We start from the raw sequence: 23,119 nt of genomic DNA on the forward strand, positions 1-23,119 counted from the left end.
CGACCGAGTTAAATGGAAACGATTTTCATTAGCGTACTTGATGGCAGCTGGGCTCGGAACACGGGTGCCGTGGCACGTCGCGGCGGGAGCCGATCGTCTACGCTGAGAGGGAGACCGACCCACAGCAGGCCACCGACGAGTAGCGAGCGATGACCGACGGAAACGACCGACCGCATCCCGGACCCGGCCCCGACCACGAGCGCGGTGAGGGCGGCATGTCACCGATGCCCCCGGACCGCGGGGCGGGGGGCGGCAGCCAGTGGCCCGACCTGAGTACTTTCCGCCCGGGTGTGATCCCCCTCTGCCCGCTACGGCTCGGCGAGATTTTCGGGGGAGCGCTGCGCACGCTGCGCGCGTACCCGCTGGTGCTGTTCGGCGTCTCGTTTCTCGCGGTCGGCCTCAGCCAGCTCCTCGCGCTCGCGCTCACCTGGTCGCGCGTGCAGGATGCCGAAGCGATCACGGCGAACGCCGACGAGCTCAGCCCGGAACAGGCCCAGGCCCTGCTGGCCGAGGCGATGACGGTCATCGGGATCACCCTCGGCCTGGCGATGCTGGCTCAGCTGTTCGTCACCGGTATCGCCACGATCGTCGCGAGCAAGGCGGTGCTCGGCCAGCCGGTGACCCTCGCCACGGCATGGATCGAGCTCAAACCGCGGCTGCTGCCGCTGATCGGGCTGACCATCCTGGTCGGCGCGCTCGTCTTCGCAGGTGCGATGCTGCTGCTCATTCCCGGCATCTGGGCCTACGTCGTGCTGGCGCTGGCCGCGCCAGCGCTGGTGCTGGAGCGCGCCCCCGTGGTGCGGGCGATGCGCCGCTCCTGGGACCTCGTGCTGCACTCGTGGTGGCGCATCTTCGGGATCCTGGTTCTGGCCGGGCTCATCGCTTTCGGCATCAGTGTCGTGGTCTCCATGCCGTTCGAGATCATCGGCGGCGGCGCCGACGCAGGCACCACAGCCGGTGAGCAGGCCGTGATGTCCACACTGGGCGCGGTGCTGGCCGGCACGATCGCCTACCCGTTCATCGCCACCGTGCACGCGCTGATCTACATCGATCGCCGGATCCGCACCGAGGGCCTGGCCGTCGAGCTGGCGCGTGCTGCCGGGATGGCGCCACCCGACGCGGGCCCGCCCGGCACACCACACTCCTGGTAAGCAGGCCCACCCCGGCTGCCCCGGCCAACGCGGCTACGCGATATACGCGACTGCGCGGGGCTACCGGGGGCCGAGCCGCGCGCCGAGCGTGACCAGCCGCTGGTACGCCGAGCCCAGCACCCGCGCCATCACATCGATCACGTACGCGTCCGGCCCGACGAGGATCTTGGCCTGGTTGCGCCGCACGCCCCGCAGGATGCGGTCGGCCGCACCTTCCGGCGATGTGCGGGCGATCCGGTCGAACAGCGCGGAGAGCTCGTCAGTGTCCAGCCCGTCAGCCGCGCGGGCGTTGCGCGCGATATTGGTCTTGATCCCTCCGGGGTGCACACAGCTCACTCCGACCGGGTGCTTGTCGAGCCGCATCTCCTGACGCAGCGCCTCGGTGAACCCCCGCACCGCGAACTTGGTGGCGTTGTAAGCACTCTGGCTCGGCACCGCGATCAACCCGAACACGCTGGACACGTTGACCAGGTGACCATCTCCGGAGGCGATGAGGTGCGGCAGGAAGGCCTTCGTGCCGTGCACCACGCCCCAGAAGTTGATGCCGACGATCCAATCGAGATCATCCCAGCTCATCTCGGCCACGTTGGCCGTCAACGCCACTCCCGCGTTGTTGACCACGAGATTGACCGTGCCGAACTCCGCGGCGACCTCGCCCGCGTAGGCGTTCATCGCCGCGCGGTCGGCCACATCGAGCACGTCGTGACGCACCGTGGCGCCTTCCTTCTCGCACAACGCGGCAGTGGAAGCCACAGCGACAGCGTTGACGTCCGACAGCGCCAGACGTGCTCCCTGCGTGGCCAGCCGCACAGCCAATGCCCTGCCGATACCCGAGCCCGCACCGGTGACTACGGCCACCTTCGTCGAGAATTCCTTCACCTCGCTGCCACGCTCCTCACGCTCGCCTGGTCACCGGACCGCCCCACAGTAACTTACTATGAGTAAGAAAGCTAGTGTTTCTTGCCCGCACGGCGCATCATGGAGGTGTGAGAACACGTCACCGATTCACCGACCGAGGGGAGGCGGGTCGGCTGCTGGGGGCAGCGCTCGCCAGGCAGCACTGGAACGACCCGGTCGTGCTGGGGCTGGCCCGCGGCGGCGTACCCGTCGCAGCGGGAGTAGCCGACGCGCTCGGCGCACCCCTCGACGTGATGGTGGCCCGCAAGATCGGCGCCCCCACACAGCCGGAGCTGGCCATCGGCGCGGTCACCGCTGATGGTGCCTACCTCTACGACCCGGAGTCGATCACGGCGTTCGGCCTGCGGCCCGAGCAGCTCGAGCACCGCAAGGACGCCGAGGCCGCGGAGGCACGCCGCAGGCAAGCCGCCTACCGCCAGGATGCGCCCCCTGCGATCGGCGGGTGTGACACGGTCCTCGTCGACGACGGGCTGGCGACCGGCCTGACCGCAATCGCGGCGGTACGGACGCTGCGCCGATACGAGCCGCTGTCGGTCACCGTGGCGGTGCCTGTGGCCTCACCGTCGGCACGCTCCAGGGTGGCGGGCGAGGCCGACGTCGCCTACGCGCTACACGAACCGGCATCGTTCCAAGCCGTCGGCCAGTGGTATCGCGACTTCCGGCAGGTCGAAGACGCCGAGGTACGCGAGATCCTGCGGGAACGCTCCGGCAGCGGCGCCTGACCGGCAGGCTGCGCGCCGACCGTGCCTGGCTCGGTGCCAGGTTCATCCACGCGCAGGCAACACCCGGCCGGTCACGGCGCCGAGACCGATCCGCCTGCCCGCAGGCCCCGGGGCCGTCGCGGAGATGGACACCTCGTCTCCGTCGTTGAGGTAGCCGCGCTGCGAACCGTCGCCCAGCAACACCAGGTCGCTGCCGTCCCAGCTCAGCTCGAGCATGCAACCCCGCTGGTTCGGTTCCGCACCGCTGACGGTACCCGAGGCGATGAGGTCGCCGCGGCGCAGCGCGGCGCCGTTGATCGTCAGGTGAGCCAGCTGCTGGGCGGGCGTCCAGTACATCGTGGAGTAGGCAGGCTGCGATATCGGGTACCCGTTCAGGCGTACCGTCAGCTCCAGGTCGAGACCCCAGCGCGGTGCCGAACGCAGGTACGGCAACGGCTCGACATCGGAACCCGGCGCGGGTAACCAGGCATGGTCGAGGGCATCGAGCGGTACGACCCACGGGGAGATCGAGGTGGCGAATGACTTGCCGAGGAACGGGCCGAGCGGCCGGTACTCCCACGCCTGGATATCACGGGCCGACCAGTCGTTGACCAGGCACAGGCCGAAGACGTGCTCGGCGAAATCGGCCACCGGTACCGGTCGTTCCCGCTGGCTTCCCACACCGACCACGAAACCCACTTCCGCCTCGAAGTCCATCTTGCGGGTGGCGCCGAACGACGGGGACCCTCCCTCACCTTGACCGCGCTGGCCGCGCGGCCGCTCGATCGGCGTGCCCGACGGGACGATCGTGCCTGCCCTGCCGTGGTAAGCCAGCGGAACGTGTCTCCAGTTCGGCGGCAGCGACTCGACACCGGGCCGGAACATCCGCCCCACGTTACGCGCGTGATGCTCGCTGGAGTAGAAATCCACGAAGTCGGCCACCGTGAACGGCCGGTGCAGTTCGACATCCGCACGCGAGATCAGGTTGGCCAGCACGACCGGGCGGTAGCCGGGATCGTGGAGCCACTCGATCACCCGACGCCGTACCGAGCGCCACATCCGCGGGCCCGCCGCCAGCAGCGGATCGAGCACCGGAGCGTCGACCACCGCGGCGAACTCCTCGCCAAGGCGGCCAGCCGCGCCCGCGAGGTCGAGCACGCGGTCGGCGACCGCGACGCCGATACGGCGCGCCCCCGCCTCCCCTCGTTTCGGCTGAGAGAACACACCGTACGGCAACGTATCCGTACCGAACTCGGCACCGTCCGGTACCGTCAACCAGCACTCGTCGCTCACCGGCCCACCTCGTCACGGCGCGCACCGCGCGGGAACGCACTGCGGGAACGCACTGCCCGCTCCCCGTTCCAGCGTGCCACGACCGAGGGGGTCGCGGTGGTTCACGCTGTCAGCTTCGGTAGCACCTCGCGTCCGAACACCTCCAGCCACTCCTGCTGGTTGCGCCCTACGTTGTGCAGATAGATCCGGTTGAAACCGGCGTCGATGAACGACTGCAGCGCGGCGCGGTGCTCGTCTGGGTCGGCGGAGACCACCATGCGACCCGCGAAGTCCTCGCGCCGTACCAGCCTGGCCATCTGCTCGAAATCGAACGGCGAGCGGACGTCGGCCTTGGGGAACTTCATGCCACCGTTGGGCCACTGCTCGATCGCGTTCGCCCATGCCTGCTCGTCGGTCGCCGCCCAGGACAGGTGCACCTGCAGCAGTTTCGGCATCGCGTCCGGGTCCTTGCCCGCCTGGCGTGCCCCCTGACCGAACCGCTCCAGAATCCCCGCCAGCTTGTCCAGCGAAGCACCCGGGGTGATGAGCCCATCAGCCAGCTCACCCGCCTTGCGTGAGGTGTACGGACCAGCGGCGGCGACGTACACAGGTGGCGGCGCGTCGGGCATGGTCCACAACCGCATGGTATGCAGCTTGAAGAACTCGCCTGCGTGCTTGACATCCCCTCCGGTGAACAGCTTCCTGATCACCTGGAGAGCCTCGAACATCCGGCGAACCCGCTCCGGCGCCTCCGGCCAGTAACCAGCCAGCATGTGCTCGTTGAGCGCCTCTCCCGAACCGATACCGAGCCAGCTGCGTCCCGGGTACATCGCTTCGATGGTCGCCGCCGCCTGCGCGACCAGCGCCGGGTGGAACCGGAAGGACGGGCACGTCACGCCCGGCCCGAAGTCGCCTTCGGTACGCTCGCCGATCGCGCTAAGCACGCTCCAGACGAACGACGCCTCCCCCTGGGCGGGGACCCAGGGCTGGACGTGATCGGCGGCCATCTGGCCGCGAAACCCGTGGCGTTCCGCCAGCTCTGCCAGCTCCACCGACTCACGCGGCCCGAACTGCTCCAACGCCGCCGCGATCCCGATCTGCACCTCAGTCACGAGCCGCTCCACTCCTTCCGCTCGGCGCCGCGGTCCGCTGTCGTGGTCAACCTACCGCGTGAGAAGGACCACGAGCCCGCCCGACCGCTCCGGCGTGCGCAGTTTCCCACTTCCGACCAGGGGCGCACCGGGAATGTGATCCACTAGACACCGGTCGCGCGCCCGTTCGGCGGCGGCCTCGCGCCCGTGGCGGGCCGACGGCGAACCGCGTGCGGTCGCCGAACCACGTGCCAGCCGGGGTGGTTCTATCGCGATCACTACCGCTCGTTTACCCGTGGCGCAGCTCGGGTACGCGAGGGGGCGGCACCCTGTGAATCGACCACCCGATCGGAGCAGTGACGTACCGCGACGGCCCCCGGATGCGGAGGGTGATCACATGAAGTTGGCGTTCCTGCAGGAGATCTACGACTACGAGGGTCCGTTCGCAACCGTGTACCTGGACACCTCGGCCGAGTCCGAGGACGCGGGCAAGGCCCTCGAACTACGCTGGTGCGGGGCGCGCGAATCGCTGAGCAGGCGGGGAGCGGGCGAGGCGGACCTGCGAGCCCTCGAGTCCGCGGTCGCCTCGCACGAATCCCGTACCGGAAGACGCGGCCAGGTACTCGTCGCGGCCGAGGGCTCGGTGGTGTTCAGCGACGAGCTACCGGAGCCGCCGGAGCACTTCCCCTCCGATGCGGGAGTGTCCTTCGGCCGGCTCCCTCATCTGCTGCCCTACCTCGCCATGCGCCAGGCTCGCATCCCCCATGTGGTGGCCGTGGTCGATCGTCTCGGTGCCGACCTGACGATCGTGCAGGCGAACCAGCACGTCATGCGCTCGTCCGTCGACGGTGACGACAATCCGCACCACAAGAGTCACGCTGCTGGGCAGGGTGACGAGAAGCGACACCACCAGCGCGTCGAGGAACGGTGGAAGGCGAACGCCAAGCTGATCGCCGACGAGATCACGCGCCGCGTGCGGGAGTACCGCGCGGAGGTCGTCGTCCTCGCAGGCGACGTCGAGCAGCGCAAGCTCGTCGGCGATCAGCTAGAGGCCCACGTGCGGGAGCTGGTCATCGCGACCGCAGCGGGTCACCGGCGGCGCGGGGCACTCGACGCACCGTTACGAGAGGAGATCGCCGAGGCGGTCGACACGACACTGCAACAGCGTGTCGACCGGGCCGTCGTCGAGTTCGAGAAGGAGCGCGGCAACCGGGCACACGTCGCGGAAGGGTGGCAGGAAACGGTCGACGCGCTGCTTCACGGGCAGGTCCGAGCCCTGCTGTGGAGCCGGGAAGCCTACGGGTTGGCAGACCACGGCATGCTGTCGATCGGTTCGGAGCCCAACCACGTCGCTTTCGAGGACGCGACACTGGTCGCTCTCGGCGCGGCATGGGTCGAGCACGTAGCCGCCGAGGATGCCCTCATCCGGGCGGCCTCCTGCACCGGGGCCGATCTCGTCCTGCCCGCACCACGGGAGGTCGAGCTCGCCGATGGGGTCGGGGCCGTGCTGCGGTACGCGGACAGCACCCGGTGACCCCGCCGACCAACGCTCACACGTTACGCCGGTACTGCCCGCCGACCTCGAAGAACGTCTCGGTGATCTGCTCGAGGGTGCACACCCGTGCCGCGTCCATCAGCACATCGAAAACGTTCTCGCCCGCGGTGGCCGCCTCGCGCAGCGCCTTGAGTGCCTGCTCGGCCTCGGCCGCGTGCCGTTCGCGGAACCGGGCGGTGCGCTCCAGCTGCGACCGCTTCTCCTCCTCGGTGGCGCGTGCGAGTTCGACCTCGGCTTCAGCCTCGGACTCGCCACTCGGATCGAGGAAGGTGTTCACTCCGATGATCGGCAGTTCGCCGTCGTGTTTGAGCCGTTCGTAGGTCATGGACTCGTCCTGGATCTTGCCGCGCTGGTAGCCGTTCTCCATGGCGCCCAGCACGCCACCGCGCTCGGAGATCCGCTCGAACTCCGCGAGTACCGCTTCCTCGACCAGGTCGGTCAGCTCGTCGACGATGAACGCTCCCTGCAGGGGATTCTCGTTCTTGGCCAGTCCCCATTCCTTGCTGATGATCATCTGGATGGCCAGCGCGCGCCGCACCGAGCTCTCGGTCGGAGTGGTGATCGCCTCGTCGTAGGCGTTGGTGTGCAGCGAGTTGGCGTTGTCGTACAGCGCGCACAACGCCTGCAGGGTCGTGCGGATGTCGTTGAAGCTCATCTCCTGTGCGTGCAGTGACCGGCCGGAGGTCTGCACGTGGTATTTCAACTTCTGTGAGCGCTCGTTCGCACCGTAACGCTCGCGCATGGCGACGGCCCAAATCCGTCGGGCAACACGACCGATCACAGTGTATTCGGCATCCATGCCGTTGGAGAAAAAGAACGACAGGTTCGGCGCGAAATCATCGATATGCATGCCTCGGGCCAGGTACGACTCCACATAGGTGAAGCCGTTGGCCAGCGTGAACGCCAGCTGCGTGATCGGATTGGCGCCCGCCTCGGCAATATGGTAGCCGGAGATCGAGACCGAGTAGAAGTTCCGCACGTCGTGGGCGATGAACCACTCCTGGATATCGGCCATCATCCGCAGCGAGAACTCGGTGGAGAAGATACAGGTGTTCTGCCCCTGATCCTCCTTGAGGATATCTGCCTGCACCGTGCCCCTGACGCTACGCAGCGCCATGGCACGCAGTTCGGCGGCCTCCTCTTCGGTGGGATCCCTGCCCTGTTCGTCACGGAACGCGTCGAAACGCTGGTCGATCGCGGTGTTGAGGAAGAACGCCAGGATCGCCGGGGCAGGCCCGTTGATGGTCATCGACACCGAGGTCGATGGCGAGGTGAGGTCGAATCCGTCGTACAGCGCCTTCATGTCGTCCAACGTCGCGATCGACACCCCAGATGTGCCGATCTTGCCGTACACGTCCGGCTTGGTGGACGGATCGTGACCGTAGAGGGTCACCGAATCGAACGCCGTGGACAGCCGGTGTGCCTCCGATTCGGAGGAGAGGTACTTGAAGCGGCGGTTGGTTCGGAACGGGTCACCCTCGCCCGCGAACATCCGAGCCGGGTCCTCGCCTTCCCGCTTGAACGGGAATACCCCTGCGGTGAACGGGAAGTAGCCGGGCAGGTTCTCCCTGCGCAGGAACGACAACAGGTCGCCACGGTCCCGGTAACGCGGCAGCGCCACCCGCGAGACCTTGCTGCCGGAGAGGGTCTCCCGCCAGAGGTCGTTGCGCAGTTCCCTGTCCCGGACACGCACCACCAGCTCGTCACCGCTGTAGTCGGACTTCCGCTGCGGCCACTCGTCGAGCAGCCGTGCGGACTCCCCGCTCACCCTGCCGCGCGCCGTCTCGATGAGCCGCTCGATCGCGGAGGTGTCGGCGGAGTCATCGGCCAGTGCGTCGCGGGCAGCACCGAGTTGGTCGAGATGCCGCACCACGTCCGCCTGCTCCCGGGTGTGTTCGTGATAAGCACGCACGGTCGCGGCGATATCGGCGAGGTAGCTCGCCCGCGTGGCGGGGATAACCGTGTCCAGGTCGGTGGAGACCTTGCCCGACACGGCGGGCAGCGTCCCGGCGGATACGCTCAACCCACGTTCGGCCAGCTCGTCCCGGAGAAACTGGTACAGGGCGGTAACGCCGTCGTCGTTGAACCGCGCCGCGCTGGTACCGAAGACGGGCATGTCCTCGGGGGAAGCACCGAACGCCTCCCGGTTGCGGATCAGCTGACGGGAAACGTCCCTTCTGGCGTCCTCCGCCCCTCTGCGCTCGAACTTGTTGATCGCCACGGCCGCGGCGAAGTCCAGCATGTCGATCTTTTCCAGCTGTGAGGCCGCGCCGAACTCGGGCGTCATCACATACAGCGGCACATCGACGTGGTCGACGATGCCCGCATCCCCCTGCCCGATACCGGGGGTTTCCACGATCACCAGGTCGTAGCCTGCCGCCTGGCAGCCGCGGATGGCGTCGGTGAGCCCCGTCGGGATCTCCCCTGCGGTACCGCGCGTGGCCATAGACCGGAAGTACACCGGCCCGAAGTCCGCGGCGGGGCCGGCAGGTCCCGCCGCGGCGCGGCCCGCACCAGCCGACCAGGGCCCGAGCGAGTTCACCCGGATACGGTCGCCGAGCAACGCACCACCTCCCCGCCTGCGCGAGGGGTCGACCGCCAGGACGGCGATGCGCAGCTTGTCCTCCTGATCGAGACGGAATCGGCGGAGCAGCTCGTCGGTCAGCGAGGACTTCCCCGAGCCACCCGTACCGGTGATCCCCAGCACCGGGACCTGGCGTGTCCGAGCGGCGCGCTCGATGGCATCCCGCCAGTCATCGGGCAACACGTCGCCTTCCATCATGCTGATGGCCCGTGCCAACGTCGGGACGTCGCCTGCGAGGAGCTGGTCGACCGATCCGACCTGCCGGGCGGTCAGGTCCCGGTCACACTCGGCGATCATAGTGTTGATCATGCCGGGCAGCCCCATGCGCTGCCCGTCAGCGGGCGAGAAGATGCGTGCGACCCCCCTGGAGTGCAGCAGCTCGATCTCCTCGTCGACGATCACGCCGCCGCCACCGCCGTATACCCGGATATGGTCCGCGCCCCGCTCCCTCAGCAGTTCGACCAGGTAGGTGAAGTACTCGACGTGCCCACCCTGGTAGGCCGACACCGCGACGCCGTGCACGTCCTCGGAGATCGCAGCGGTCACGACCTCGTCCACCGAGCGGTTGTGCCCCAGGTGGACGACCTCGGCACCCTGCGACTGGAGGATGCGCCGCATGATGTTGATCGACGCGTCATGGCCGTCGAACAGGCTGGACGCGGTGACGAACCTGACGGGATTCACCGGGTGGTGCAGTTGGGCGGTCATACTCTCAAAATACTAGGACTTCCAACTATTTTGGAAGCGCCCACGCGTTGTGGTCTACGCAATACTCCGGCCACCCACCGAGGTGACAGCCCGGTCGGTGCCCGTCGCCCCAGCTCGCGGCCTCCGGCCTCACCTGCCCGCGTTCGCGATCCGGTGACACGCCCCCGGCTGTGCGCCGTGCGGACGCGCACCGCACACCCGGCTCACCGCGCGCCCTGGTTGCGCGCCACCCACTGCTTCATGGCGTACTCCACCAGCGTGATGAGCGTCTGCTTCGTCGATTCCCGTCCCCGCGCGTCACAACGAACGATCGGCACCGAGGGGTCGACAGCCAACGCCTCACGCACATCCTCGATCTCGTGATGCAGCACCCCGTCGAACGTGTTGATCCCGACGATATACGGCAGGCCGCGATCTTCGAAGAAGTCCACCGGCGCGAACGAGTCCGCCAGCCTCCGGGTGTCGGCCAGGACCACGGCACCGATGGCACCGCGCACCAGGTCGTCCCACATGAACCAGAACCGTTGCTGCCCGGGGGTGCCGAACAGGTAAAGGATGAGGTCCTCGTCGAGCGATACGCGGCCGAAGTCCATCGCCACCGTCGTGGCCTTTTTGTCCGGTGTGGCAGCCAGGTCGTCGATGCCGGTACTGGCGTCGGTCATCATCGCCTCGGTGGTCAGCGGCACGATCTCCGAAACCGAACCGACGAACGTCGTCTTGCCTGCACCGAAACCACCGGCAACGACGATCTTCGCCGAGGTCATGGTCGACGAGTCGGACTGCTGCTTGGTCAACTCGTATGCCGGGTTCGTCACGGCTGGATCCCCCCAATACGGCGGACAACGCTGGTGGTCCCCGTGCTCCCGTGCGGATCGGGCACCGCCCTGCGGGCAGCGGTTGCCGGAACAGGCCGGCGACCACCGAGCGGGGGCGAACACGAGCACGTCAAGCAGCCACCCGGGTGCCGCACCCGGACATCGCGTGCGCCACGGTGACCCTCACTATCCAACCACCCCGGCACGGCGACCAACACCTTCCTAAAGCCGACGGAGTCCACTCAACACCCTTTCCATCAACAGCAGATGCGCCTCGGCGCCATCGGTCCCGGACATCGTCTTATGCACCGTCACGAGGCCGGCATCGGCGGCGTCGGCCACCAGTACCCTAGCCACGCCGAGCGGCATTCGCAGCTGTGCCGCCAGCTCGGCCACCGAGCGCGGTGATGTGCACGCCTCCACGATGGTGCGATGCTCGATCCTGTCCCACGCCTCCACGGCCAGGGCGCCGTCTCTCGCCGAAACCATAGTCTCCAGCTCCAGCGGGTACTTCGCCCTGGTCCGGCCACCGGTCAGCATGTAAGGACGGACCATAGCGGCACCCTCGCCGTCGGCGGTGGCCCGCCTGCTGAGCGTCGGTATCACCTGCGTCGGTGTGCGCTGTGACAGCGGCTGAGCATGCATCCCCTTGCCCTCCTTGCGCGTGCGATGCAGTCCGCGCCGGCCCGTGGCACCCGCCGGACCGGTCCCCTGCCGCGGCCTGTATGTCATGGCGTCATCCAGCCGACGCGCCGAGCAAGGATCCGCCCGACCCTTGCAACTGTGCGCGGAGCTCGGGGGTCAGGATCTGTCCCACCCGGTCAACCAGCAGCGTCATCTCGTAGGCGACCTGCCCGATGTCGCAGGTGGGTGCCGCGAGTACGGCGAGGCACGATCCGTCGCTGATGGACATCAGCACCATGATGCCGAGCTCCATCTCGACCACGGTCTCGTTCACCGCGCCCGCCTCGAAGCATCTTGCCGCCCCTTGAGTCAGGCTCACCAGGCCGGAGGCCACCGCCGCCAGCTGGTCGGCTCTGTCAAGGGGCAGCCGTGCCGACGAGGTCAGCAACAAGCCGTCCGCCGAGACCACGACCGCGTGCGCAACACCGGGCACGCGCTCGGCGAAATCGTTCACCAGCCAACCGAACTGGTTCTGCTGGGGTTGAGGCGACGTCATGCACCCTCCATCATCTACTCGCACTCTCCATCAACGGGTCCGCTCGGTCGCATGCCGCTCGTCGGCGGCTTCCGGCTCCCGCGGCTGACTGCCGTTCTCCCCCGGCTGGGCCACACTGTTGCGGCCACGTCGGATACCTTGCTGGAAGCTGCTCAACCTGCCCCGCATCGCGTTCGGATCGCGTTCAGGCTGGGTGGCCTGGGACTCCGGCGTGCTGTGCCGTCCCCCGACCGCGCCGCCGATACTGCCCGGTACCAGCTGCTCGCCTCGGCGGCGCCGGGGCAGCCCGGACTCGGTGACCTCGGATGCCGCGCCGGGTGCCGCGGCACCCTGCCCTTCCGGCTGCGCGGGAGCCGATGACGAGGCCGCCGCCTGCGGGGCGGTGCCACCGGCCGCCTCGCCTGGGGCATCCCGCCGCTGATGCCGCTCGGCACGTCCCTTGGACAGGCCGCGCTGGAAGTTGCTCAGCTTCCCGCGCACGTCCTGCGGGTCCCGCGAGGGCAACTCAGCCCGCCCCATCGCCGACCGGCTCGGTACCTGCTCGGCCTGCTCGCCGGCTTCCGGGTTCGCCGGGTTCACCGGGATGGCACTGCCAGGCAGCAGTTGCTCGCCGCGGTTCCTGCGCGGCAGCCCGGCCTCGGTGTAGCTCGACGGCGCCGCACCGGTGACTTCCCTGACGGCCCGCCAGTTGACGTCGGCCGCGAAATCCCAGGTGCTGAGTGCGCCCTCGGCGCCATCGGGAGCGCCGTCGCCACTGTCCTGCCCGCTATCGCGGAACCACACGGACAGCATCTCGTCGAAGATCGGGGTCGTCTCGGGTCGCGACCGCGTGGTGGGCTCGGCGGGCCGGGATTGCTGCGCTTCGGCTGCCGTGGAGTTCCACCAGTCCGACAGCGGCGCGGTTCCGGGACGGAACAGCTCCTCACCGGCAGGCAGAGCGTCGCTGCCCGCCCCGTTGCCCGCAACACCGGCACCGCTCGTACCACCGGTTTCCCGGTCACCATTCTGCTGCCATCGCGCCCCGTTGACCTGTGGTGACCCCACCGGTCCAGTGTCGCCGTCCTGGCCTGCTACCGGTGTGAACAACCCGCCACCTGAGGTCTCCACCTGGGGTTTCCCTGGCACGGTGGCACCACAGGCAGGCGGTGTGCCGTTGACCCGCGGGGACGACGTCGTGTCAGCAGCACCAAGGGCAGCGGTACCCGCACCGCTGGCACCGGGGCGTCTGCGAGGCAGCTCGGCGTGCTCGGACGCCCCGTCCCCGTCACCGATCGCGGGCATCTCCGCAGTGAGCGGTCCACCGCCTGCGCCGATCACCAGCTGCGACGGCACGGCCACGCAGGCACGGACGCCTTCGCTTTCCTTCCCGCCGTGCAACGTGACGCTGAAGCCATGCTTGCTAGCAAGCCTACCCACCACGAACAGGCCCATGCGCCGCGAGGTCACCAGGTCGACAGGCGAACTCGCCTGCATGCGGGCGTTGGCCGCGACGACCTCCTCGGCGTTCATGCCGATGCCGTTGTCCAGCACGTCGATGCTCATCGCGCCGGAATCCAGCACGCAGCTCGCCACCGTGACCTGGGTTTCCGGCGGGGAGAACGCGGTCGCGTTGTCCAGTAGCTCGGCGAGCAGGCGCATCAGATCGCTCGCCGCGTGCCCGACGATCTTCGTGGTCGGCGGCGACTGCACGACCACCCGCTGGTACTGCTCGATCTCCGAGACCGCGGCACGCAGCACGTCAGCGGTACTGACCGGCCGACCCGAGCGCCGCCCGCTCTCGGAGCCGGACAGCACCATGAGGTTCTCGTTGTTGCGCCGCATCCGGGTCGCCAGGTGGTCCAGGTGGAACAGCGTGGCGAGCTGGTCGGCGTCCTCCTCGTCCCGTTCGAGCTGCTCGATCAGCTGTAGCTGCCGCTGCACCAGGCTCTGGCTACGGCGCGACAGGTTGACGAACACGCTGTTGTAGGCGTTGCGCATCGATGCCTGCTCGGCGGCCAGCCGCAACGCCTGCCGATGCACGGCGTCGAAGGCTCGCGCGAGCTCACCGGCCTCGTCCCGCGAGTGCACCGGCACCGGCGTGATCTCGACGACGTCCCCGTTGCTCTCCTGGATCTCCCGGACGGCCTCCGGCAGCCTGCTCTCCGCCACGTGCATCGCGCTGGACCGCAGTTGCCGCAGCGACCGCAGCAAGTGGCGGGTGATGGCGAACACCACCAGCAAGGCCAGTGCGAACGCCAAGCCGAGCAGGGCACCCAGCACGATCACGCCCGAGCGCGCCTCGCTCACCTGGGCAGCCGCCCGGTCGGCCGCGTCACCGTGTAGCTCGGCGGCAACCGTGCCGAGCTGGTTGACGATCCTGCTCGAGCTACTCGTCCACTCGTCGAGCGACAGCTGCTGGATCGCCATCTCCGACGGCGTTCCCAGATCCCCCAGCGCCGCATCGGCCAACCGCTCGCGGGTGGCGAAGCTCGGTCCGCTGACCATGGCGTCGAACTGCTGCCGTTGCTCCGGGGTCGCGGCGGCCTCGAAACCTGCGAGTCGATCGGCGATCCGCACCTCGGCGGTGCGGGCCTGACTCAGCTCGGAGGGCACCAGCGCGCCACTATCGATGCCGTAGGCGATCAGTGCCTGCTGGTAGGAAGCGGCCGCCGCTGCCGCCCGCAGCTCGCCCACCGCGCGCGAGGTACCGCCGATCTCCTCGTCGGGGATGCGCGCGACAGCGGCCGCGTCGAGTTCGGCAAGCGCGTCGGAAAGGGCCGTGTACTCCGCGAGCGCCTGTACCGGGGAAAGCTGCCCAGCGTCGAGTTCGTCACGCAACTCGCCGAGCCTGCCGAGGGCGTTCTCCGCATCGCGCACGGCTGAGCTCATACCACCGTCGACCCCGCTCACCGCTCCCGCGGCGTCACGCACCGGCGCCAGCTGCTCGTCGACCGCTGCCTGTGCCTCGGCCACCGGATCCTCGTCCGCCGAACCCCGTGCCAGCGCCGACACCGTCGCGGTGCGCTCGCTGTGCACCTCGCTCATCAACCGCCCCACCTCGCCGCTGAGCTGGACGAGCTCGGCGGTGCGCTCATGGTGGTTCACCTGATCCCGCTGGTTGCTCAGCGTGGAGGCGCCGAGCGCGACCGCGATCAGGATGGGCACGATCGTGACGGCAGCCAGCTTGACGGGAAGCGTCCAGTCACGCCACTGGACAAGCCTGTCCAGCCACTGCCGCCGGGAGGCAGGCCGTTGTGGTGCTTGCCCGAGAAGCTTCTCGACAGGAACCTGCTGTTGTCCTGTATCGGCCACGAATGTGACTCCCTGTCCTACGCGTTCGACCAAACTGCGCGTATTCCGGGTCGGACCCTGCAACGGTCCTCTCCATCTCGCACCCCCGCAGAGAATCCTACATCTATCAGGTGATCTTCAAATTCACTCGACATACCGACCCTGACCAGGGATTTCCGCGCATTTCTGAACGATCGGGGGACCCGCTTTCGGGTGGACGAGGAGACCGACATCGTTGGGTGACCAACCTCCATCAGGCCTGCCATGCAGGTTCACCTGTACGGGCCATAAAGGTGACCGTGACCACTCCGACATCGACACTGAACGTGGTAATCGGCCGATGTTACGGGCAAATTCTTGCACGATGATGTGGTATCAGCCGAAGATCGAGTGATCGCAGCTCCATCCGTGTCCGCGAAATCGACGTGTGATCAATGCACACCGGACATCACCCTGACAGGCGATCAAGGAGTAGGTCGTTATCGCGAATACTACTCGAAGTAGTTGCACAAGAAACGCCGACGGGCCCCGTCTCCGAACGTGAAGTGAGACGGGGCCCGTCGGCAATAACATAACGTGACAGCTCCGGTGGAGTGGGCACCGTCATGCCCGCATGCCTCACCGGAGCGGGGGTCGCATTACACGCCCGATCCCGTGCGTACGCGTTGCGTGACCTTGTGCTCGGCGGCGAACGACAGCACCGGAACGCAGCCTGCGAGCAGCACGAGCAGCGTGCCCACCACCGACCAGCGTGCCTTCAGCGCCAGATCGACCGTCAAGGCCATGTAGATCATGTACACGCCGCCGTGCAGCGGCGACCACACCGCTGAAGGGGTGGGATTGCCGAAGCCGTACCGCACGATCATCACCACGACCATGCCGAGCAGCCCGATCCCCGTGGCGAACGCCGCCACCCGGAAGCGTTGGAGCGCACCGCGCACGGGTGCCGGTAGTGTCGTGCTGGTCTGATCCGTTCGGGTCGTCATGTCGCTACGCTGACCTTCCTCGACGTTGCGCATCTCGTGGGTCGTTGGCCGCTGCGTCGGCCTCCGGGTCAGTCACCCCGCTGGTGCCGGGCGTTCAGCTCAGCCAGGTACCTGTTGTAGGCGGCGAGCTCGGCATCCTCCTCGGCATCCCCGGCACCGGTGGCTTCGGCCGCACCGGAGCCGGATCGGCGGCTGCCTGCCCGTTCGCTCGGCCCGGCTCGCCGGGCGGCGTGCCGCTGCGCATCGCCCGGCGCAGGCGAGTTCGGGGAGGCGGGCGAGGACCGCCTCGCCTGCCCGCCCCGGTGTTCGGCGCGCTTACGCAGCACCCGCATCCGCCAGAACACGAACGCCGGGAACAGGCCGAACAGCGGCCACTGCAACACGTAGCCGAGATTCTGCAGGCTACCGCCGGTCGACGCGTACTGCTCCCACTGCCACCAAGCCAGTGCGAGGCTCAGCGCGAGGCTGGCGGTACAGACCGCCGCCTCGACGAGCCTGCGTCGCAGTACGATGCTGCCGGCCGACACGCCCCGACGCTAGCACCCCCGGGCTCGCGGCCTCTCCCGACGGTGCGCAGCGTCTCAGTTCGGTTCCTGGCTCGGCCTGCCTAGCTCAGTCGAGCGCTCCGGCCCCGGCGGCGTACTGGTCGGCCGCCGCGAAAACCCGCTGCCCGTACTCGACGGAGTTGTTGTAGGCAAGGACCCCGGCCCACCATCCCTGGCCGCTCGACATATCACGGCCGCTGTGGCACAGGTAGTGCGCCGCGGCCAGCGCCGCGTCGTCGATCTGTTGCGGGTGAGCCTCGCCGTTTCCGTTGCCGTCGACGGCGAACCGCTCCCAGGTGCTCGGGATGAACTGCATCGGCCCGACCGCCCTGTCATAGACGGGGTCGCCGTCCCACTTGCCACCGTCGGTGTCCGGGATCCGCTTCACACCCTCGGACCCGTCGAGCGCGACACCGATGATCGGTTCGGATGGCACCCCGTTGTCCTGGAGCACCGCACCGCCGTACTGGCCGTGGTAGGACTCGATACGGCCGATACCCGCGAGCGTGGCCCAGGACAGCCCGCATCCCGGGTGGCTCTCGCTGACCGCCAGCTCGGCGCGCCCGTAGGCGATCAGGGCCCTCGGCGGCACTCCGATCTCCGGTCCCAGCCGGTTGGCCCAGTCGGCCAGCACCGCATCCGGTGTCGGCTGCTCAGGCTCAGAAGCCTCCTCGCCCTCGCCGGTCCCGCTTTCGATCTCATCGGCGGCACCGGCCACCGTCGCGCTTCCCGGAACCTCGGTGCCGGGATCCACCGAGGCCGGTTCGACCGACAGGGCAGGTGACTCGTTCGTGGTCGGGCTGAACTCCGGCGCCGTGACGTGGTTGAGACCGAGCACGGCGCCACCGGCGACCACCAACACACCCGCGACGACACCGAGCCGTACGAGCACGGCACCAGTCTCCCGCCGCCATCCCGACGAGGGGGGATCGTACGGCCCCTCGGCCCCCGCTTCCTCCTCGACGTCCCGTGCTCGCCGCACCGACACCTACCCTTCGCTCAGCCGTATCCGCACGCCGGTGAGACGCCCCGTCTCGACGGGTCATCACGTGATCCGCGCGTCTCGAACGGACAACGATGCACACCGCACATGCGTTACGCCACGTTCTATCACGCGGGTGAGTGACACGTCAGTAAAGCGACGTTACCCCGACCTGCGGCAGGCGACGCCAGCGCTGGCGGGTACGTCCCCCGTCACAGCTACTCGCGGCGCGCGATCCAGGCAGCAGTACCGGTCGGTCACGAGGCGTTCGCGCGGCGTGCCTTCGCCAGCCGGGCGACACACCATGCCGCGGCGCTGCCACGGCGCAGGTGCTCCAGGACGGTATAGGGACCGAGGTGCACGCTCAGGTCGCCAGGCGTGAGCCCGGCGGCGCGGTACTCCAGCGCCCGCTGGTCGAGCGGGCTGATGCCGGCGTCCCACCACTCCTCTGCCTCGGCGAGCCCGCCGACCACTTGCCACCAGCGCGCCGCGGAGGCGACCAGCTCCTCGGGTACGCCGGGCAACCTGCGCCGCATCGCCTCGACGTAGCGGGAGTCGACCGCCGATACTTCCGACCAGCTGGACTCACCGCGAGTATCGCGCTGACCAGGGATTCCAGGCGCGGGTGTCGGCGCTTCCGCGAGCCATTCCGAGGTGATGCGATGCACCTCGACGTCCTCTGCAGTCTCCTCCCTTTCGGCCGACCACTGCTGGATCAACGCGTCCACGCCTGGATCTCGGGTCATATCCGCCTCCCTGAACATCCGCTGGGCAAACGTTCTGCAGAACTCACCTAGCAGAACCGAGCGATCACGTAATGTGAGCACGGTAGGACGCGGACGGGGAGGTTCGCCAGACCTACATTCGGGGGAATTCGATGACCAGGAGGCCCACACCTCGATTCCACTCGGATGGCCTAATCACGGTCCGCACTGTGAGACACCCCACAACTGAGTGACGACTACTCGAACAGGGCACGAACGAACGTCATGAGCGCCTCGGCGCCTTCTTGCAGCCAGCCAAGCACCGCGTGCACCGCGGCAGCCGATTGCGTCGGTTGGGTGATCAAGAAGAACAGCACGAACCCAACCGCGCCGACGATCAAGGCCTTCTTGAGATTCGGTGGCATGGTCGTCCCTATCCCATCGGGTCGTGACGGCCCGCGCCTCGAGCGGGACCCCTTCACTGTGTCCGGAAATAAGCATAGAGTAAGCCCGCCATCAGTGATAGGAGGCGAGCGTTATCGTGGCATCGTCGAGCGTGCACGCGCACCGCGACGGGCCGGTGTTCACCGTACTGCTGAACCGGCCGGACGCGCGCAACGCGGTGGACGGGCCGACGGCGCGGGCGCTGGCGGAGGCATTCCGCGCCTTCGAGGCCGACGACGAGGCACTGGTCGCGGTGCTCGCGGCCGAGGGCGAGTCGTTCTGCGCCGGTGCCGACCTCAAGGCCGTCGGCACCGAACGCGGCAACCGGCTCGATCCCGCAGGCGACGCCCCTATGGGGCCGAGCAGGATGCAGCTGACCAAGCCGGTGATCGCGGCGGTGCAGGGGCACGCGGTGGCAGGCGGTCTCGAACTGGCGTTGTGGTGCGACCTGCGGGTGGTCGACGAGACGGCCGTGTTCGGCGTGTTCTGCAGGCGCTGGGGCGTTCCACTCATCGACGGCGGGACCGTCCGGCTACCCAGGCTGATCGGCCAGTCGCGCGCGATGGACCTGATCCTCACCGGGCGCCCTGTCGAGGCACAGGAGGCGTTGGACATCGGCCTGGCGAACCGGCTGGTACCCGCTGGGCAGGCGCGCATTGCCGCCGAGCGGCTCGCGGCCGAGCTCGCGAGCTTCCCGCAGCGGTGCCTACGGTCCGACCGCCGCTCGCTCCTCGGCCAGCACGGCCAACCCGAGAGCGAAGCACTCGCCACGGAGTTCGCCATCAGCGCAGGCGAGACCGGGTTGACGGAGGAGGCCACCGCAGGGGCCGCCCGTTTCGCCGCTGGCGCGGGCCGCCACGGCAGCTTCGACGGCTGAACGTTGTGGAGCCGAATGATGCGATCGGCTCCACAACCACCCGTTACGCGATCGCGCCCGCCTCGCGGAGCCGCTCGATCCGCTCGCGGTCCAGCCCGAGCTCGGCGGCGAGCACCTCCTCGGTGTCCGATCCCCGCTCGTGGGGCGCTCTCGGCTCCTTCGCCGGGGTGCGATCGAACTTCGGTGCGGGAGCAGGCTGCCGCACGCCGCCGACCTCGACGAAGGTCCCCCGCGCCGTGTTGTGCGGGTGGTCGGGAGCCTCCTCCGGCGTGAGTACTGGTGTGAGGCACGCGTCAGTGCCCTCGGCGCGTGCCACCAGGTCGTCCCGTTCGTGCTTGGCGATCTCCGTGGCGAGGATCTCACGCAACCGTGGCCACTCGTTCTGGTCGAAGTGGAGCGGCAGCTCGTCCGGATCGAGGCCGAGCACCGAACACAGATCGCGCCAGAACCGCATTTCGATGGCGCCAACAGCGACGTACTTGCCGTCCGCGGTCTCGTAGGTGTCGTAGAACGGCGCCCCACCGTCGAGCATGTTGGTACCCCGTTCACCCGACCACACGCCGTTGGCGCGCAGGCCGTAGAGGCTCGTCGCGAGCAGCGCCGAGCCGTCCACCATAGACGCATCGACGACCTGACCCTCGCCGGAATGCTGGCGTTCGTACAGCGCGGCGAGGATCCCCATCGCCAGCAGCATCCCGCCGCCACCGTAATCGGCCACCAGGTTCAGCGGGGGTACCGGCCGCTGTCCCTCGCGCCCGATCGGTTCGAGTGCCCCCGCGAGGCCGACATAGTTGATATCGTGCCCGGCCGCGGACGCCAGCGGGCCGTCCTGCCCCCAGCCGGTGATCCGGCCGTAGACCAGCCGCGGGTTGCGGGCGTGGCAGTCCGCCGGGCCGATCCCCATACGCTCGGTCACGCCGGGACGGAAGCCCTCCACGAGCACGTCGGCCCGCTCGACGAGATCGAGCACCAGCTCCACGCCCTCGGCGGTCTTGATGTCGACTCCGATGGTGCGACGGCTGCGCATCAACGGGTCGTTGTCGAACATGAGCACATCGGCTCCGGGGTTCGCGCGGTCGACCCGGATCACGTCCGCTCCCAGGTCGGCCAGCACGGTGCACGCGAAGGGGCCGGGGGCTAGCCCAGCCAGCTCCACCACGCGCAGCCCTGCCAGGGGCCCTGCTGCCATATGCGATCTCGTCCTCTCGATGTGTGTCGGGATCCGCGGCGGCACGTCGGCCGCCGCCGGTCACAGGAACCGCGAGATGATCTCCTTCATGATCTCGTTGGTACCGCCGAATATCCGGTTGATCCTCACGTCGGTCCAGGCGCGCGCGATGGGGTACTCGGTCATGTAACCGTAGCCGCCGAACAGCTGCACGCAGTCGTCGATGACCTTGTTGACGCGCTCGGTGGTCCACAGCTTGGCCATCGCCGCACCCTGGACATCGAGCTCGCCGCGCAGGTGACGCTCGATGCACTGGTCGAGGAACGCGCGCCCGACCGCCGCCTCCGTGGCCGCCTCGGCCAGCGTGAACTTCGTGTTCTGGAAGTTGAAGACGGGCCTGCCGAAGGCCTCCCGCTCCTTGGTGTACTCCAGCGTCTGATTGATCGCCGCTTCCATGCCGGCCACAGCGGTCACCGCGATGATCAACCGCTCTTGCGGGAGCTGCTCCATGAGCTGGATGAAGCCCTGCCCCTCCTCGCTACCGAGCAAGTTGGCTGCGGGCACGCGGACGTCGTCGAAGAAAAGCTCGGCGGTGTCCTGCCCCTTCAGACCGACCTTGTCGAGCACCCTGCCTTTGCGGAATCCCTCCGATGCGGTCTCCACGGCGAACAGCGAGACGCCCTGCGCGCCCGCATCCGGATCGGTCTTGGCCGCGACTACGACCAGATCCGCGTGCGCGCCGTTGGTGATGAACGTCTTGGCCCCGCTGATGCGGTAAGAGTCGCCGTCCCGCACCGCGCGCGTGGCGATGCTCTGCAGGTCCGACCCGGTGCCCGGCTCGGTCATCGCGATCGCGCCCACGTACTCCCCCGAGCACAGCTTGGGCAACCACTCCCGCTTGCGCTCCTCGGAGGCGTACTCCAGCAGGTAGTGCGCGACGATCCCGCTGTGCACGCTCACGCCCCAGGCACCGTCCCCTGCGCGGGCCTGCTCCTCGTAGAGCACGGCCTCGTGCGCGAACGTGCCCCCGCCGCCGCCGTACTCCTCGGGAATGGACAGGCCGAGCAGGCCGACCTCGCCCGCCTTGCTCCAGAGCTCGCGATCGACCTGCTTGTTCTCGATCCACCGTTCTTGGTGCGGGGTGAGTTCCTTCTGGCAGAACGTTCGAGCGAGCTCGCGGAAAGCCTCGATATCCGGGTCGCTCCAGGAACTCTCGGGCAGGTTCAGCGGCATGCCTGGGCCTCCTGTGTCTCCCCCGTGGCGCGGGTGTTCGCTAGCAAGAGCCGGGTGGAAAACATTCCAACTGGAAGGTAAGTTCCAACTGGAATGTACAGCGTGCTCCGGGAGCGAGCAAGGAGGCGGGTGTGACGGGCACCAGGAGACCGGCGGGCACCGCCGAATCCGGCCTCGGTGACGGCCAGGACGACGGCATCGACCGGGCCGAGCATGGCGATCGGCACACTGCCCATGGCGGGCGAACCCATCGCACCCAGGCCGAACGCAGCGCCCATACCCGTACCGCGCTGCTCGACGCCACCATCGACTGCCTCATCGAGCTGGGGTATGCACGCACCTCGCTGCACGAGATCTGCGCACGTGCGGGAGTGACCAAAGGGGCGCAGCAACACCACTTCAGCACCAAGGCCGAGCTCATGGCTGCAGCCGTGGAACACCTCACCCACCGGATCGGCGCCGAGATCCTCGACGCCGCGGGCACGCTGCCTGAAGGGCCCGCGCTCCTCGAGCGCGGGATCGAGCTCCTGTGGCAGGGCTTTTCCGGCACGCTATCGGCGGCGGTCATGGAACTGTGGGTGGCTGCCCGAACCGATCCGGAACTCGCCGAAGCCATCCGCCCGGTGGACCGCGCACTCGGCAGGGCCACGCTGGAACTGTTCTCGTCGATGGCGGGCGAGCCGCCGGGAACACGGCCAGAGGCACTGTTCTGGCTGACCGTGAACCTCATCCGGGGCCTTGCCCTCGACGCCCAGATCGGCGGTGATCCCGCTCGGCGCGAGCAGCTACTTGCCGAGTGGAAGCGCATCGTCATCGAGGTCTACCGACACCGGTGACCACGTTACGGCGAACGCTGCGCAACCTCTCCGGCGGCAACGCCGCAGACCACGCCACGCCTTGGGTCGGCGACCTACCAGCGGTATGCTCGACCTAAG

Annotated in this window: 20 protein-coding genes; 5 read left to right on the top strand and 15 right to left on the bottom strand. The window is 68.4% G+C overall.

Features of this window, described 5'->3' with window-relative positions:
- The first annotated feature begins 149 nt into the window (after window positions 1–149).
- Window positions 150–1,151: a hypothetical protein gene (locus F8178_RS10570; RefSeq protein WP_317494546.1), complete on the top strand. Its 1,002-nt coding sequence runs from the start codon at window positions 150–152 to the stop codon at window positions 1,149–1,151.
- 60 nt (window positions 1,152–1,211) lie between these two features.
- Here F8178_RS10570 and F8178_RS10575 read toward each other — a convergent pair whose 3' ends face one another.
- A complete protein-coding gene (locus F8178_RS10575; protein WP_317494547.1) occupies window positions 1,212–2,030 on the bottom strand; it encodes an SDR family NAD(P)-dependent oxidoreductase in 819 nt (272 codons plus the stop codon).
- A 107-nt stretch (window positions 2,031–2,137) separates the two neighbouring features.
- Between F8178_RS10575 and F8178_RS10580 the strand changes: the two genes are divergently transcribed.
- On the top strand, window positions 2,138–2,791 hold the full coding sequence (locus F8178_RS10580; RefSeq protein WP_317494548.1) for a phosphoribosyltransferase family protein: 654 nt from the start codon (window positions 2,138–2,140) through the stop codon (window positions 2,789–2,791).
- Window positions 2,792–2,833: 42 nt separating this feature from the next.
- On the opposite strand, the gene fahA is transcribed toward F8178_RS10580, so the two are convergent.
- Window positions 2,834–4,063, bottom strand: coding sequence for a fumarylacetoacetase (gene fahA, locus F8178_RS10585; protein ID WP_317494549.1), 1,230 nt, complete (start codon window positions 4,061–4,063; stop codon window positions 2,834–2,836).
- 101 nt (window positions 4,064–4,164) lie between these two features.
- Window positions 4,165–5,154: a TIGR03557 family F420-dependent LLM class oxidoreductase gene (locus tag F8178_RS10590; RefSeq protein ID WP_317494550.1), complete on the bottom strand. Its 990-nt coding sequence runs from the start codon at window positions 5,152–5,154 to the stop codon at window positions 4,165–4,167.
- A gap of 376 nt (window positions 5,155–5,530) precedes the next feature.
- Between F8178_RS10590 and F8178_RS10595 the strand changes: the two genes are divergently transcribed.
- A complete protein-coding gene (locus F8178_RS10595) occupies window positions 5,531–6,667 on the top strand; it encodes a Vms1/Ankzf1 family peptidyl-tRNA hydrolase (protein ID WP_317494551.1) in 1,137 nt (378 codons plus the stop codon).
- Between the two features lie 16 nt (window positions 6,668–6,683).
- Here F8178_RS10595 and icmF read toward each other — a convergent pair whose 3' ends face one another.
- From icmF to F8178_RS10645, 10 genes are all read right to left on the bottom strand, one after another.
- Entirely contained in the window at window positions 6,684–9,980 is a 3,297-nt protein-coding gene (icmF, locus tag F8178_RS10600; protein WP_317494552.1) for a fused isobutyryl-CoA mutase/GTPase IcmF, read from the bottom strand.
- A 203-nt stretch (window positions 9,981–10,183) separates the two neighbouring features.
- Entirely contained in the window at window positions 10,184–10,744 is a 561-nt protein-coding gene (locus F8178_RS10605) for an ATP/GTP-binding protein (protein ID WP_317494591.1), read from the bottom strand.
- Between the two features lie 273 nt (window positions 10,745–11,017).
- Window positions 11,018–11,440: a DUF742 domain-containing protein gene (locus tag F8178_RS10610; RefSeq protein ID WP_317494553.1), complete on the bottom strand. Its 423-nt coding sequence runs from the start codon at window positions 11,438–11,440 to the stop codon at window positions 11,018–11,020.
- 91 nt (window positions 11,441–11,531) lie between these two features.
- Entirely contained in the window at window positions 11,532–11,975 is a 444-nt protein-coding gene (locus F8178_RS10615) for a roadblock/LC7 domain-containing protein (RefSeq protein ID WP_317494554.1), read from the bottom strand.
- Between the two features lie 30 nt (window positions 11,976–12,005).
- Complete coding sequence (locus F8178_RS10620) at window positions 12,006–15,266, bottom strand: nitrate- and nitrite sensing domain-containing protein (RefSeq protein WP_317494555.1); 3,261 nt, start codon at window positions 15,264–15,266, stop codon at window positions 12,006–12,008.
- 617 nt (window positions 15,267–15,883) lie between these two features.
- A complete protein-coding gene (locus F8178_RS10625; RefSeq protein ID WP_317494556.1) occupies window positions 15,884–16,231 on the bottom strand; it encodes a DUF3817 domain-containing protein in 348 nt (115 codons plus the stop codon).
- A gap of 68 nt (window positions 16,232–16,299) precedes the next feature.
- The gene (locus F8178_RS10630; RefSeq protein WP_317494557.1) at window positions 16,300–16,758 is read right to left on the bottom strand and encodes a transcriptional regulator; all 459 of its coding nucleotides are present in this window, start codon (window positions 16,756–16,758) and stop codon (window positions 16,300–16,302) included.
- 85 nt (window positions 16,759–16,843) lie between these two features.
- Entirely contained in the window at window positions 16,844–17,758 is a 915-nt protein-coding gene (locus F8178_RS10635) for a lytic murein transglycosylase (RefSeq protein WP_317494558.1), read from the bottom strand.
- A gap of 257 nt (window positions 17,759–18,015) precedes the next feature.
- Window positions 18,016–18,504 carry a helix-turn-helix transcriptional regulator gene (locus F8178_RS10640; RefSeq protein ID WP_317494559.1) on the bottom strand — a complete coding sequence of 163 codons (489 nt, stop codon included), beginning with the start codon at window positions 18,502–18,504 and terminating at the stop codon, window positions 18,016–18,018.
- A 215-nt stretch (window positions 18,505–18,719) separates the two neighbouring features.
- Window positions 18,720–18,887 carry a hypothetical protein gene (locus F8178_RS10645; protein WP_317494560.1) on the bottom strand — a complete coding sequence of 56 codons (168 nt, stop codon included), beginning with the start codon at window positions 18,885–18,887 and terminating at the stop codon, window positions 18,720–18,722.
- A 113-nt stretch (window positions 18,888–19,000) separates the two neighbouring features.
- Between F8178_RS10645 and F8178_RS10650 the strand changes: the two genes are divergently transcribed.
- Window positions 19,001–19,783, top strand: a complete 783-nt coding sequence (locus F8178_RS10650) for a crotonase/enoyl-CoA hydratase family protein (RefSeq protein WP_396345295.1) — start codon at window positions 19,001–19,003, stop codon at window positions 19,781–19,783.
- 43 nt (window positions 19,784–19,826) lie between these two features.
- Here the strand turns inward: F8178_RS10650 and F8178_RS10655 are convergent, their stop codons facing one another.
- Window positions 19,827–20,972, bottom strand: a complete 1,146-nt coding sequence (locus F8178_RS10655; protein WP_317494562.1) for a CaiB/BaiF CoA-transferase family protein — start codon at window positions 20,970–20,972, stop codon at window positions 19,827–19,829.
- A 60-nt stretch (window positions 20,973–21,032) separates the two neighbouring features.
- Complete coding sequence (locus F8178_RS10660) at window positions 21,033–22,184, bottom strand: acyl-CoA dehydrogenase family protein (protein WP_317494563.1); 1,152 nt, start codon at window positions 22,182–22,184, stop codon at window positions 21,033–21,035.
- Window positions 22,185–22,381: 197 nt separating this feature from the next.
- Here F8178_RS10660 and F8178_RS10665 point away from each other — a divergent pair, with 197 nt between their 5' ends.
- The gene (locus F8178_RS10665; protein WP_317494592.1) at window positions 22,382–23,020 is read left to right on the top strand and encodes a TetR/AcrR family transcriptional regulator; all 639 of its coding nucleotides are present in this window, start codon (window positions 22,382–22,384) and stop codon (window positions 23,018–23,020) included.
- Window positions 23,021–23,119 lie beyond the last annotated feature (99 nt).

Source organism: Haloechinothrix sp. LS1_15 (assembly GCF_033042135.1).
Taxonomy (GTDB): Bacteria; Actinomycetota; Actinomycetes; order Mycobacteriales; family Pseudonocardiaceae; genus Haloechinothrix.

Excerpts from the sequence above, each read along its gene's own strand:
- F8178_RS10610 (WP_317494553.1), bottom strand. The coding sequence starts at position 11,440 with ATGCATGCTCAGCCGCTGTCACAGCGCACACCGACGCAGGTGATACCG.
- F8178_RS10655 (WP_317494562.1), bottom strand. The coding sequence starts at position 20,972 with ATGGCAGCAGGGCCCCTGGCAGGGCTGCGCGTGGTGGAGCTGGCTGGG.
- F8178_RS10605 (WP_317494591.1), bottom strand. The coding sequence starts at position 10,744 with ATGACCTCGGCGAAGATCGTCGTTGCCGGTGGTTTCGGTGCAGGCAAG.
- F8178_RS10660 (WP_317494563.1), bottom strand. The coding sequence starts at position 22,184 with ATGCCGCTGAACCTGCCCGAGAGTTCCTGGAGCGACCCGGATATCGAG.
- F8178_RS10645 (WP_317494560.1), bottom strand. The coding sequence starts at position 18,887 with ATGCCACCGAATCTCAAGAAGGCCTTGATCGTCGGCGCGGTTGGGTTC.
- icmF (WP_317494552.1), bottom strand. The coding sequence starts at position 9,980 with ATGACCGCCCAACTGCACCACCCGGTGAATCCCGTCAGGTTCGTCACC.
- F8178_RS10640 (WP_317494559.1), bottom strand. The coding sequence starts at position 18,504 with ATGACCCGAGATCCAGGCGTGGACGCGTTGATCCAGCAGTGGTCGGCC.
- F8178_RS10595 (WP_317494551.1), top strand. The coding sequence starts at position 5,531 with ATGAAGTTGGCGTTCCTGCAGGAGATCTACGACTACGAGGGTCCGTTC.
- F8178_RS10615 (WP_317494554.1), bottom strand. The coding sequence starts at position 11,975 with ATGACGTCGCCTCAACCCCAGCAGAACCAGTTCGGTTGGCTGGTGAAC.
- F8178_RS10570 (WP_317494546.1), top strand. The coding sequence starts at position 150 with ATGACCGACGGAAACGACCGACCGCATCCCGGACCCGGCCCCGACCAC.
- F8178_RS10625 (WP_317494556.1), bottom strand. The coding sequence starts at position 16,231 with ATGACGACCCGAACGGATCAGACCAGCACGACACTACCGGCACCCGTG.